Origin of the sequence: Kitasatospora sp. NPDC092286, from assembly GCF_044755565.1 — a bacterium.
GTDB lineage: Bacteria > Actinomycetota > Actinomycetes > Streptomycetales > Streptomycetaceae > Kitasatospora.
Genome location: NZ_JBIVRD010000025.1, coordinates 15,509 through 28,660 on the forward strand (window position 1 = coordinate 15,509; position 13,152 = coordinate 28,660).

6 protein-coding genes are annotated in these 13,152 nt (G+C 73.0%); 2 read left to right on the plus strand and 4 right to left on the minus strand.

Going from position 1 to position 13,152, the window contains the following annotated elements:
• Positions 1–666: 666 nt before the first annotated feature.
• A complete protein-coding gene (locus ACIQIB_RS24250) occupies positions 667–4,323 on the plus strand; it encodes a ricin-type beta-trefoil lectin domain protein (protein WP_400760544.1) in 3,657 nt (1,218 codons plus the stop codon).
• 316 nt (positions 4,324–4,639) lie between these two features.
• On the opposite strand, the gene ACIQIB_RS24255 is transcribed toward ACIQIB_RS24250, so the two are convergent.
• Together ACIQIB_RS24255 and ACIQIB_RS24260 are read right to left on the minus strand one after the other, a co-directional pair.
• Positions 4,640–5,164: a hypothetical protein gene (locus ACIQIB_RS24255; RefSeq protein ID WP_400760547.1), complete on the minus strand. Its 525-nt coding sequence runs from the start codon at positions 5,162–5,164 to the stop codon at positions 4,640–4,642.
• An 855-nt stretch (positions 5,165–6,019) separates the two neighbouring features.
• The gene (locus ACIQIB_RS24260) at positions 6,020–6,484 is read right to left on the minus strand and encodes a hotdog fold thioesterase (RefSeq protein ID WP_363609334.1); all 465 of its coding nucleotides are present in this window, start codon (positions 6,482–6,484) and stop codon (positions 6,020–6,022) included.
• Positions 6,485–6,744: 260 nt separating this feature from the next.
• Between ACIQIB_RS24260 and polA the strand changes: the two genes are divergently transcribed.
• On the plus strand, positions 6,745–9,444 hold the full coding sequence (polA, locus tag ACIQIB_RS24265; RefSeq protein WP_363609350.1) for a DNA polymerase I: 2,700 nt from the start codon (positions 6,745–6,747) through the stop codon (positions 9,442–9,444).
• 80 nt (positions 9,445–9,524) lie between these two features.
• Here polA and hrpB read toward each other — a convergent pair whose 3' ends face one another.
• Both hrpB and ACIQIB_RS24275 read right to left on the minus strand, forming a co-directional pair.
• Positions 9,525–12,071: an ATP-dependent helicase HrpB gene (hrpB, locus tag ACIQIB_RS24270; protein ID WP_400760549.1), complete on the minus strand. Its 2,547-nt coding sequence runs from the start codon at positions 12,069–12,071 to the stop codon at positions 9,525–9,527.
• A 21-nt stretch (positions 12,072–12,092) separates the two neighbouring features.
• Positions 12,093–12,947 carry a class I SAM-dependent methyltransferase gene (locus tag ACIQIB_RS24275; RefSeq protein WP_400760551.1) on the minus strand — a complete coding sequence of 285 codons (855 nt, stop codon included), beginning with the start codon at positions 12,945–12,947 and terminating at the stop codon, positions 12,093–12,095.
• Between the last annotated feature and the right edge of the window lie 205 nt (positions 12,948–13,152).

Below are 13,152 nucleotides of genomic sequence, written 5' to 3' on the forward strand. Positions count from 1 at the left end.
GACGAGGACACCGGACCGGAGGGCAACGGCACCACCACGAGGTCATCGCCGGAAATCGACGGAGTGTCAGCGCCCATCGGTGTGTTCGGCGGCACCCACACCTCCCCCTCCCCGGTCGATTGGCGCGCAGCCGCCCACGCCGCCGTGGAGGGGGTGCCGACCAGACCGATCAGCATCGCGAGAACGGCCACCACGGCCGCTGGGCCGGGCCTCCGCCGGAGCGGGCCGGCGAAACCGCCACCCGCCATCCGTACACGGACACGCCAAATCATCGTGATCCCCCCAGATGTGATGTGCCGCCATGCGGTGTAACGGATCGCACACCACGCGATGAGCGCCACCGACCCTAGAAGACCATCGAAGAGGTGGTCTATACCTACCAGCCGGTAGGTTCAGCTCCTGCAATGCGCACCGTGCCATGGCACCGGGGCCATTTCAGGTGCCTATGAAACCAGGAAGAATTCCACTTGACCTGACGGCAGTTCCCCACCCACAGTTCCGATCCGAACGTCCGCCCGCCGGGGTGGCAATCGGGGAGGGTCACACATCATCGCCATGACAACCACACCGCGCACCACATACCACGATTCCGCGCGTTCGCGCCCGTACCGCCGCAAAATCGGCCGGATCGCGGCACTTGCCGCCTCCGGAGTTCTCGTCCTCGCCGTGACGGCCTCACCCGCGCAGGCCGACCCCGGCCCGTCCGGACGCGGCCCGGACGGCTTCACCACCCCCGCGCCCGCTGTACAGACAGCCGAGCAACGGGCAGTCGCAGAAGCCGTCGCGCAGGCCAAGCGGACCGGGCAGCCCGTCCAGATCGAAGCACTGACCACCGAGACGTCCTCCACCGCCGCCACCTCCGTCGGCCGACTGGTCACCACCGACAGCGCACAGCCCGTACGGACACGGCGCAACGGCACCTGGGCCGACCTCGACGCCACACTGCACCGCAACACCGACGGAAGCGTCACGCCCGCCGTGGCCCTCTCCGGGCTCATCCTCTCCGGGGGCGGCGACGGCCCGATGGCCAGCCTCACCACGGACGACGGCAAGAAGATCGCCGTCAGCGCCCCCTTCGCCCTGCCCATGCCCATCCTCGATGGCGCCACCGCGACGTACCGCGACGTCCTTCCAGAAGTCGATCTCCTCGTGACGGCGCTACCGGCCGGTGGCTGGCGGAACGTGCTGGTCGTCCGGACCGCGCAGGCCGCCGCCCGGCCAGAACTGACGGTTCTACGATTCCGTACCGACGCAACCGGTCTGACTGTTGCCGCGGACGCGGCCGGCAACATCGAAGCCAAGGACACGAGCGGGCGGACGCGTTTCAACGCTCCCGCCCCGATCCAATGGGACTCCAGCAACACCCCGGCCGCCAGCTCCACCGGTTCGCCCTCCACTGATCCCGCTCCCGCCTCGAAGGCCGTACGCGACGCCGAGTCCGCGCAGGCGTCCGAGGCTTTGCGGGAGACGCCGGCCCCGTCCACCGCCGAGAGCCCCGGTGACCACGCGATCGTCGCCCGGATGGCCACCAAGGTCACTGACGGCGCAATCGAGCTGACCCCGGACCAGAACGCGCTCGGTAAAGGCACCGGCCCCTGGTACCTGGACCCGACCCTGGTCGCCACCAGCAGCAGCCAGGGTTCGGTCGAGGTCCAGGAGAACCACCCGGGCGCCAAGAACTACGACGCCTACGCCAACCTTTCCACCGGTTTCTGCGGCTACAGCGACTGCGTCCCGAAGGGTCGTCAGCGCGCCTACTTCAAGATCGCGATCAACGATGCGCTCCGCGTCTGGCCCAGCGGTGCCCCGAACCCGCCGAGCATCTTCGGCTCGGTCCTGAATACCACCGTCACCTGGGCGGCCAGCACCGGCACTCCAACTCCGTTCGGCTTCTACTGGGCTCCCAACGGCGACATCAACACGGGCACCGACTGGGGCAGCCAGCCCTGCGGTTACGCCGGCAGGATGGACAACTGCCCCCGGATCGGCGACGGCTCGATCACCGGCGCCGGCGCTCTGAACGTCACCGTGACCTCTGCCGTCCAGCAGGCGGTCTCCCAAGGCAAGACCCACATGATCATCGGGATCGCACCGGACGACGAGAACAACATGTTCTACCGGCACCGGTTCGCCAACAACCCGTCCATCACGACGGAGTACGACCACACCCCGAGCGTCTGGTACCCGCGCACCGGCCCGTACCCGTACTACGCCAAGGAGAACCGCTCCGTCGACTGCACCGTCGGCATCAGTGGCAGCCACCCCTGGAGCAACCCTGGCTGGATCGGTGCCAACCAGAACATCTGGCTCAGCTTCAACAGCTGGTCGCCCGCCGGGTTCAACCTCACCAACCAGTTCCACGTCTGGGACGACAACGACGCCGGCTGGAGCTCCACTCCCTCCGCCGGTGGCGGGGCCTGGAACGCGCCCGCCTCCGTCCCGGTCGGCAGCCTCGCCGACGGCCACCAGTACGGCTGGAACGCCTGGTCCACCGACGGCACGCTAACCTCCGCCAGTACAGCCCTCTGCTACTTCCGCGTCGACCGGACGAACCCGCGCGCCAGCATCAGCTCGCCCGACTTCCCGCCATCCGGCACGCCGAACGACAACCCCACAGCCTTCTCCGACACCAACGCCACGTTCACCCTCAGTGGTACCGACCCGGCGCCGACCAATGGTCTCCAGGCCTCGGGGCTGGCTTGCTTCCGGGTCAGCACCGACTCGACCCCGGTCACCGGCTGGCACTGCGGCGACGCCGGCACTGTCACCGCCGACGGCAACGGCAACGGCACCTTCCGGCACACTCCCGGGAACTGGGGTACCAACCTCCTCTACGCCCAGGCACAGGACAACGCAGGCAACTACAGCGACGTCGCCAGCTACAGCTACTACGCTCCCTGGCGGGCCGGCTCGCTGCCCGTCTTCGGTGACGTCGACGGCGACCGCAAGGCCGACATCCTGCTCCCCGACGCTGCCGGCAACCTCAACGCCATTGGCGCCAACACCGACCCGACCCGCACGAACTCCGCCGTCGCGGCCTCCGCGCCCGGCAACGACCAGGACCACCACCCGACCTGGAACGACTACCTGATCACCCACCGCGGCGCCCTCATCAGCGGAGCCGACGTGGACCAGATCATCACCCACAACACCACCGACCCCGAGCTCAAGAAGCTGCTGAACCTCGTCTACAACGACGGCGCGGGCCACTTCGACAACCTCGTCTCGACCAGCCTCACCCGGCCCGCCAACTGCAAGCTGACCCTCGGCGGACCGCTCACCACCTGCTCCACCACCGGCGCCTACGCCGAGGACTGGTCCACGGTCACCCAGCTCATCGCCATCGGCACCCCCGAAGGGGAACGCAAGTCCGGCGCTGTCATGACCACCCGCACCTCGCTGCTCACCGTCGAGCGGGACGGTCGGCTCTGGCTGTACCGCCCCGGCGGCGCCAACGATCTCAGCCCCACCGCCCAGCTGATCCCCACCGAAGCCGGCCACGGCACCTGGAACGACTATGAGCTCATCAACCCAGGACCGGCCAACGGCGCCCTGAAGATCTCCGACACCGAGTCCGTCCAGCAGGCCACCGTCTGGGCCCGCTACCGGGGCCCCGGCGACCGCCACGGCAACGTCTACGCGTACGCCATCACCGGCACCGTCAACGCAGACAAGTCCGTGACGCCCGACTACACCGCCCTCACCCGGCCCGATACCGGCCGCCTTATCCTCGGCGCCAGCGGCACCAGCACCGCCGCCTACCCGCAGATGGGCTCCTCCGGCGACCTCAACGGCGACGGACTGGCCGACCTCTGGGGCATCGACACCTCCGGCAGCGTCCACATCTGGCGCGGCCTCAGCAGCGGCGGCATCGAAGGCCGGGTCGACGGCTTCGCCGGGCCCGCCTTCATGGGCAAGTCCGGCGCCACCACCTCGATTCGGTCCGCCATCGCACCTGCCAGCTGCCTCGACGCCGTGGGCGGGGTCTCCGTCGGCGCCCCCATCGCCATCTACGGCTGCTGGGGCGGCGACAACCAGCACTTCAACTTCGCTGGCGACGGCACCCTGCGCAACAACGGCCTCTGCCTCTCCAGTCGGGACAACGCGCTGGCCCCCGGCACCGGGCTGATCATGCAGGCGTGCGCCAACCTCGACGGGCAGAAGTGGGCGCTGAACTCCGACGGCACCCTGCGCAACACCGCTTCCGGCCTCTGCGTCGATCTGCCGTCCTGGAAGACCGACCCCGGCACCCGGCCGGTCCTGTGGGGCTGCAACCAGGGCAACAACCAGCGTTGGACGGCCACCGCAGAGAAGCTCACCTGAGCCGTCCCGCCCTGTTCCACCAGCTGCCGCCGCCCGCCCCTGGGCGGCGGCAGCCGCGTTCCGGGCGGGCGACGCGGCAAGGAGTAAGGGCTCGCAGAGAATCAACGTGTTGCTTCCCGTTCTGCGACTCGTTGATGTGGTACGCGCATCTCTGATCCGAATCCGCAGGTAGTGGCCGACGGTCAGTCAGTTGATCTCCGCGCTGGCCGTCGGTGTCGTTCCGGGGTGTGCGGGTAGGTGTGTGGCCCGGCTGTCGTGCCGGGTGGGCGGCTTTCCAGGGCTGGTGCGGGTGGTTCGGGGCCGTTCAGGCGCTGGGTCAGTCTGCCAGGAGTGGTCTCGTGCTGCGGATGCGGGCCAGGGCCTGGGCGGTCAACTCGCCTGCTTCGGCGGGGAAGTGGATTTCATGGCGGCGGCCGGTCGTGGTCCAGCGGGCGGCGCGGCGGATCAGCAGCCGGCGCCCGGTGGCGATGCGACGCTTCGCGGCGCCGAGTGGGCCGAGCATCTGCAGCCAGGCGGACAGGTTGCACGCCGGCGGGGCACCCCACATCCACATGCTGTTGACGGAGTGGGAGCCCGACGGCAGATGGCCCAGCCTGGCGCCGTGGGCGGTGTCGCGGAACAGCTCCTCGATCCTGGTGCGGCGGCGGAACTCCCACTCCGCCGTCGCGATCTCCTCGTCCAGGTCCGGTTCCTCGTTGGTGGCGATGAACGAGTAGGCGTATGCCTGGTCGGCGATGCCGTCCAGGACCAGGGCGAGTTGGTCCTTGCCGACGGTCCGCGAGCGGTGCGAGCGCGGGTCGGCGGACAACTCGGCGCCGTCGTAGGGCACCCGGCGCGCCATCACGCGGGCACCCCGGGCCGGCCGGACGGCACGTAGTCCAGCAACGCGACCTGCGCGTGCGGGTGGTCGAGCGCGTCGATCCAGTCGTCCTCGCGTACGGCGGCCACTGCCCGGCACAACGGCCGAGAGCGCGGCACCCCGAGTCGGAACAGCGCCTCGCGGGCCACGATCTTCTCGGCGACCTTCCCCGCGTAGTAGCCGGAATTGCCCTGGAACAGGATCTTCCCGTCCGCCCGCCCGCCCCGTTCGCGCGCACGGCGTCCACCGCCGGGTCGATCTGGGCCTGGGACGCGGTGCGGCCGTGGGAGCGGCGAGCGTACGGGCGCCGATCTGGGCCGTAGCCCGCTCGATGCCATCACGCCGGGCCTGGCCGAAGCGGGTCGCCAAGGTGGCGGCGGTGGTCGCGACGGGGACCGGCGCGGGCAGCAGCCCCTCGTCGACCGCGTCCGCGCGCAACCGGTCGAAGCCGACCAGGTGGTTCTCGTCGGTCAGCTGCACCACCGCCATCGCCAGCGCGAACTCGCCCCCGGACAGACCCCGGTCACGCTCCTTGACCGGGGCTGATCCCGGCGTCCAACGCGCGGGTGACGCCCAGCGCCCGGTCCAGCTCGGCCACCAGCACCAGGCCGCCGTTCTCCGTCAGCGACCCATCCGGCGGACCCGCCCGGGCCTCCAGCCTGGCCCGGCGCGGGCCCGGGGCACGGGAGACAGTACGGCGACGCGATAACTTCTTCGCCAGACAGGTGCGCTTTCATGTTCGAGTCGATTAGGCGTAGGAGCCTCGATCTTCTCAAACAGAAAGCGCACCTGTCGCCGTATCCGCCGCCGGACTTCGCCACTACCTGAGGATTCGGGTCAGAGGTCGCGCAGCATGCAGGTCAGGCGGCAGCTGGTGATCCGCTTGCCGGTGTCGTCGGTGATCGCGATCTCGTAGGTGGCGGCGGTGCGCCCCTTGAAGACGGCGGTCGCGACCCCGGTGACCAGTCCGGAGGTGGCCGAGCGGTGGTGGGTGGCGTTCAGGTCCACGCCCACCGCGTACCGCCCCGGGCCGGCGTGCAGCATCGCGCCGATCGAGCCGAGGGTCTCGGCGAGCGCGGCCGAGGCGCCGCCGTGCAGCAGCCCGTACGGCTGCTGGTTGCCCTCGACCGGCATGGTGCCGACCACCCGGTCGCCCGAGGCCTCGACGATCCGGATGCCGAGCTTCTCGCCGAGGTGGCCACCGGAGAAGGTGGCCGGTTCCACGCCCAGCTTGGCGAAGTGGTCCAGCACGTCCTGGGGGACCTTCAGGACGGTGGACGCGTCGGGGGTCGCGCCGGTCATGGGGAAGCTCCTGCCGCTCGGGGTCACGTCGTCGTGCTGCCTGCGATCGTACGACCGTGCTACTGGGCGGTAGCGACCGCGGCGGCGGGCAGGCGCGTCGCCCGCCCGGCCCCGCCCCGCGCGGCGTCCCTTTTGTCGGTGCCGGGCCATAGGATCGGGGGCCGGTAGTGGAATCGGCAGGAACGGACGTTGACGTGGCTACGCAGAGTACGGACAAGGGCGCGACGGGTGGCGGCGGGGCCGGATCGCGGCCCCGGCTGATGCTGCTCGACGGGCACTCGATGGCCTACCGGGCGTTCTACGCGCTGCCCGTGGAGAACTTCAACACCTCCACCGGCCAGCCCACCAACGCGGTGTACGGCTTCGCCTCGATGCTCGCCAACACGGTGCGGGACGAGCGGCCCACCCATGTCGCGGTGGCCTTCGACCTCTCCCGGCAGACCTTCCGCTCCGTCGAGTTCCCCGACTACAAGGCCAACCGCGCCAAGACACCGGACGAGTTCCGCAGCCAGGTCCCGCTGATCGGCGAACTGCTGGACGCCATGCGCGTCCCGCGGCTGACCGCCGAGGGCTTCGAGGCCGACGACATCATCGCCACCCTGGCCACCGCCGCCGAGGCGGCCGGCTACGACGTCGACATCGTCACCGGCGACCGCGACTCCCTCCAGCTGGTCACCGAGCACATCACCGTCCTCTACCCGACCAAGGGCGTCTCCGAGCTGACGCGCTACACCCCGGAGAAGGTCGCCGAGAAGTACGGCGTCACCCCCCGCCAGTACCCCGACCTCGCCGCCCTGCGCGGCGACCCGTCGGACAACCTGCCCGGCATCCCCGGCGTCGGCGAGAAGACCGCCGCCAAGTGGGTCAACCAGTTCGGCTCCTTCGACGAACTGGTCTCCCGCGCCGACGAGGTCAAGGGCAAGATCGGCGAGAAGCTGCGCGAGCACCTGGACTCGGTCAAGCGCAACCGCGTCCTCACCGAGCTGGTCCGCGACGTCGAACTCCCGCTCGGCGTCGACGACCTGGGCCGCGCCGCGTTCGACCGCGAGGCCGTCGGCACCCTGATGGAGTCGCTGGAGTTCCGCAACGCCAACTTCCGCGACCGCGTCTTCGGCATCGACCCGGGCGCCGAGCAGCCCGCCGCCGAGGCCGAACTCGCCCCCGGCGTCGAGGTCGACGGCGAACTGCTCACCGACCCGGGCACGCTCGCCGCCTGGCTCCGGCAGCACGCCGCGGGGAAGACCCCGGTCGCCCTCGCCGCCGTCTACCAGTGGGCGCTCGGCACCGGCGAGGTCACCGAGGTCGCGCTCGCCGTCGGCGAGGGCGCCGCCTGGTTCGACCCGGCCCTGCTCGCGGAGGAGGACGAACGCGCCTTCGCCGCCTGGCTGGCCGACCCGGCCGCCCCCAAGGCCCTGCACATCGCCAAGCAGGTCATGCGCGCCTTCGCCGAGCGCGGCTGGCGGATCGAGGGCGTCGCCGCCGACACCGCCCTCGCCGCCTACCTGGAGAAGCCCGGCCGGCGCACCTTCGGCCTGGAGGTGCTCGCCGAGGAGTACCTCGGCCGCTCGCTCACCCCGGCCCCCGTCGCCGAGACCGGCCAACTCGCCTTCGACGCCCCCGAGGAGGAGGACGGCACCGACGGCACGGCCGCCCGCGCCCAGGCGCTGATGCTCCAGGCCCGCGCCGTGCTCGACCTCGCCGCGCTCTTCGACACCCGCCTCGCCGAGGTCGGCGCCACCGAGCTGCTGCGCGACATGGAGCTGCCCATCGCCGCCCTGCTGGCCCGGATGGAGCGCACCGGCATCGCCGCCGACCGGGCCTGGCTCACCGGCCTGGAGGCCCAGTTCGCCGCCGAGATCCAGCGCGTGGTCGAGGAGGCGCACGCCGCGGCCGGCCGCGAGTTCAACCTCGGCTCGCCCAAGCAGCTCCAGGAGATCCTCTTCGGCGAGCTGGCCCTGCCCAAGACCAAGAAGATCAAGACCGGCTACACCACCGACGCCGACGCGCTCACCTGGCTCGCCACCCAGACCGACAACGAGCTGCCGGTCATCCTGCTCCGCCACCGCGACCAGGCCAAGCTGCGCACCACCGTCGAGGGCCTGCTCAAGACGGTCTCCCCGCAGGGCCGCATCCACACCACCTTCAACCAGATGGTCGCCGCCACCGGCCGGCTCTCCTCGCAGGACCCGAACCTGCAGAACATCCCGGTCCGCACCGAGGAGGGGCGCGCCATCCGCCGCGCCTTCGTCGTCGGCGCGGGCTACGAGTCGCTGCTCACCGCCGACTACTCGCAGATCGAACTGCGCATCATGGCGCACCTGTCCGAGGACGAGGCCCTGCTGGAGGCCTTCGCCACCGGAGAGGACCTGCACACCACCGTCGCCTCCCAGGTCTTCGAGGTCCCGGGCGGCTCCGTCGACGCCGAGATGCGCCGCAAGATCAAGGCCATGTCCTACGGTCTGGCGTACGGGCTCTCCGCGTACGGGCTCTCGCAGCAGCTGGGCATCAAGCCCGCCGAGGCGCAGGGCCTGATGGACACCTACTTCGAGCGCTTCGGCGGCGTCCGCGACTACCTGCGCCGGGTCGTCGACGAGGCCCGCGCCACCGGCTACACCGAGACCCTGCTCGGCCGCCGCCGCTACCTGCCGGACCTCAACAGCGACAACCGCCAGCGCCGCGAGATGGCCGAGCGGATGGCCCTCAACGCCCCGATCCAGGGCTCGGCCGCCGACATCGTCAAGATCGCCATGCTGCGGGTGGACGAGGCGCTGCGCGCGGCCGGCCTGGGCTCCCGGATGCTGCTCCAGGTGCACGACGAAATCGTGCTGGAGCTGGCCCCCGGCGAGCGCGAGCGGGTCGAGGCGGTCGTCCGCGAGCAGATGGCCGGCGCCTACCCGCTGCGTGCCCCGCTCGACGTCTCGGTCGGCGTCGGCGCCGACTGGGAGGCCGCCGCGCACTGACACGCGTCCGGACGGCGGCGGGCGCGGGCCTCGGTCCGCGCCCGCGGCCGTCTTCCGGGTGGGGCAGGGCGGCCCGGCCCTCATCTGCGCGTGTTGGTGCGCCGGGTGGCCTCCGCCGTGGTCGGGTCCTCCGGCCAGGGGTGGCGGGGGTAGCGGCCGCGCAGATCGGCGCGGACGGCGCGGTAGCCGTCGCGCCAGAAGGAGGCGAGGTCCCCGGTGACGGCGGCCGGGCGGCCGGCCGGGGAGAGCAGGTGGACGGTGAGCGGCACCCGCCCGCCGGCCAGCGCGGGGGCCGTCGCCCAGCCGAACAGCTCCTGCAACTTCACCGCCAGCACCGGCCGTTCGCCGCTGTAGTCGACCCGGACCCGCGAACCCGACGGGACGGTGATCCGCTCCGGGGCCAGTTCGTCCAGCCGGCCGGCCTCGCCGCCCGCCCACGGCAGCAGCCGCTGGAGGGCCGACGCGGTGTCGATCCGCGCCAGGTCGGACCGCCGCCGGGCCCGGGAGAGTTCCGGCTCCAGCCAGTCGTCGGCCGCCGCCAGCAGCGCCTCGTCGCCCACGTCCGGCCACGGCTCGCCGAGCGCCGCGTGCAGGAAGGCCAGCCGCTCCCGCAGCCCGGCCGCGCCGGCCGGCCAGGAGAGCAGACCGCTCACGCCCTCGCGGGCCAGGCCGTCCAGCAGCGCGGCGCGCAGCAGCGCCCGGTCCGGCCGGTCCAGCGGCGCCGCGGCCAGCTCGACGGCGCCCAGCGACTCCACCCGCCGGGCCGCGACCTCGCCGCGCCGGGCGTCCCAGCGCACCTCCTCCCGGGCGGCCAGCAGCGGCGCGCCCGCCAGCCGCGCGGTCTCCTCGTCCAGCGCGGCCGCGTGCAGCACCCGCGCGGACGGCGACCCGGCCGGGCGGTCCGCCACCGCGACGGCCAGCCACGGCAGGGCGCCCAGCGCGGTGCCGGGGGCCAGTTCGGCGGCCGTGCCGGAGACCATCAGATACGGGCTGCGCGCGCCCGGTTCGGGCTTCTCGACCCGGGCGCGGGCGATCCGCTCCGGGAATGCCAGCGCCACCACCAGGCCGACCGCCGCGGTGTCCGGCAGTGGTGTCGCCGGGGCGTCGCCCGCCCCGCGCAGCAGCCGCCGGACCTCCTCGCGCCAGCGGCCGGCGTAGGGATCGCGCCCCTCCCGGACGGTCCGCAGGACGGCGCCGAGGTCGTCCCCGAGCGCCCGCGGGGGCTCCTCCGACAGCAGCGCCACCACCTCGGCGGCCCGCCGGGCACCGACCGCCGGGGCGCCGTCCACCAGCGCGCGGGCGAGCCGCGGGTGCAGCCCGGTGCGGGCCAGCCGGACACCGCGCGCGGTGGCCCGCCCGTCGGCGTCCACCGCGCCCAGCGCCAGCAGGGTCTGCCGGGCGGCGGCCATCGCCCCGGCCGGCGGCGGGTCGGGCAGCGCCAGCCCGGTCGCGTCCGGGTCGCCCCAGCAGGCGGCCTGGAGGGCGAACGGGGTGAGGTCGGCGAGCGCGATCTCCGGGGTCGGGAAGCGCGCCGCCCGGGCGTCCTCGGCCTCCGCCCAGCACCGGTAGACGGCGCCCGGCGCCTCGCGCCCGGCCCGGCCGGCCCGCTGCCGGGCGGCGGCCAGCGAGGCCCGGACGGTCACCAGGGCGGCCAGGCCGCGGGCGTGGTCGGTCCGCGGCTCGCGGGCCAGCCCGCCGTCCACCACGACCCGTACGCCCGGCACGGTCAGCGAGGACTCGGCGACCGAGGTGGCCAGCACCACCCGGCGCCCGGCGGCCGGGGTGAGCGCCGCGTCCTGCACCGACTGCGGTGCCCGGCCGTGCAGTTGCAGCACCTCCGCCGGGGCGCCCGCGAGCAGTCCGGCCACCCGGGCGATCTCGCCGACGCCGGGCAGGAAGCAGAGCACGTCCCCGGACCGCTCGGCCAGCGCCCGCCGGACGGTGGCCGCGACATGCTCCAGCAGCGCCGGGTCGACCCGGGTGCCGTGCGCGGGCCGGACGGCGCGCGGTGGCGGTGCCCAGACCACCTCGACCGGGTGGGACACCCCGTGCGCCTCGACCACCGGCGCGGGCACCGCCCCGCCGCCGCCCAGCAGTTCGGCCCAGGCCGCGGTGTCGGAGGTCGCCGAGGCGCAGACCAGCCGCAGCTCCGGCCGCAGCGCCGCCCGGACGTCCAGCAGGAAGGCGAGCGCGGTGTCGGCGTCCAGGTGCCGCTCGTGGCACTCGTCCAGCACCACCACGTCCACGCCCGGGAGTTCCTGGTCGCGCTGGAGCCGCTGGAGCAGCACGCCGGTGGTGACCACCTCGACCACCGTGTCCGGGCCGACCCGGCGCTCGCCGCGCACGGTGTAGCCGACCTCGGCGCCGACGGACGAGCCGAGCAGCCAGGCCATCCGCCGGGCCGCCGCCCGTACCGCCAGCCGGCGCGGCTCGGCGACCAGCACCCGGCGCACCGGGCCGCCGCCCTCGCCGCCGTCCCCGGCCAGCCCGGCCAGCGCCAGCGGCACCAGGGTGGTCTTGCCGGTGCCGGGCGGGGCGGCCAGCACGGCGGTGCCGCGCTCGTCGAGCGCGCGGTGCAGCGCGGGCAGGGCGGTACGGACGGGCAGTTCGCGCCAGACGGGGTTCACCCGGACAGTTTCCCCGATGCGTCAGCCCCGCTCGGCGACGAAGACCGCGGTGCCCGGGATCAGCCGCCCGCGCAGCGGCGACCAGCCGCCCCACTCCTGCTCGTGCCCCTGCGGCCACTCCGGCTCGACCAGGTCCAGCAGCCGGAAGCCTGCGCCGGTCAGTTCGCGCACCCGGTCCCCGAGCGTGCGGTGGTGCTCGACGTAGGTGGCCCGGCCGTGCTCGTCCTCCTCCACGTAGGGGGTGCGGTCGAAGTAGGAGGCGACGGCGGTCAGCCCCTCGACCCCGGGCTCGTCCGGGAAGGCCCAGCGGATCGGGTGGGTGACCGAGAACACCCAGCGCCCGCCCGGCCGCAGCACCCGGTGCACCTCGCGCATCAGCGCGGCGGTGTCGGCGCTGAACGGCACCGCCCCGTACGCGGAGCAGGCCAGGTCGAACGAGCCGTCCGCGAACGGCAGCACGGCGGCGTCGGCCTGCACCACCGGCACGGGGGAGGCGCCGCGCGCGAGGTCGATCCGGCGGGAGTGCTGGAGCTGGCGGAAGGAGATGTCCAGGGCCACCGGGCGGGCGCCCTGTCCGGCCAGCCAGCGCGAGCACTGGGCGGCGCCGGCGCCGAGCTCCAGCACGGCCAGCCCCCGGACGTCCCCGAGCAGCCGGGCGTCGGCCTCGTCCAGGCCCTCCGGGCACCAGACGAACCGGTCGTCGCCGAGGAACTCCCCGTGCTCGTCCTGGTACTCGTCCGCGTTGCGGTCCCACCAGTGCCGGCTGGCCCGGCTGCTCTCGCCGGCCTCGGCCGCGCGCCTTACCGCGTCGTCGCCGTCGTCGTCAAGATCATGCAGGTCGGACTGGGGGGTGGTGGCCACGGTGATAATGCCCATCGCGTAGGGTGTGGTCTGCGGAAGCGCCGCTGCCGCGAACCCGGCCCGAAAGGCCCGGATCCTGGCGGTGGCATCCGGGGAAGGCTTCCTGCGGCCGCCACCCATGAGGTGCGCAATCGGAGGATATGGCCTGATCCATACCGGCCTCCACCGTCTTGACGCCCTTGGCGTTGACCGTTCCTGGCCGTCCCCGTATGCTACAAGT

Coding starts and splice junctions, on each gene's coding strand:
- ACIQIB_RS24255 (WP_400760547.1), bottom strand. CDS start 5,164: ATGGCGCGCCGGGTGCCCTACGACGGCGCCGAGTTGTCCGCCGACCCG.
- ACIQIB_RS24260 (WP_363609334.1), bottom strand. CDS start 6,484: ATGACCGGCGCGACCCCCGACGCGTCCACCGTCCTGAAGGTCCCCCAG.
- polA (WP_363609350.1), top strand. CDS start 6,745: ATGCTGCTCGACGGGCACTCGATGGCCTACCGGGCGTTCTACGCGCTG.
- ACIQIB_RS24275 (WP_400760551.1), bottom strand. CDS start 12,947: ATGGGCATTATCACCGTGGCCACCACCCCCCAGTCCGACCTGCATGAT.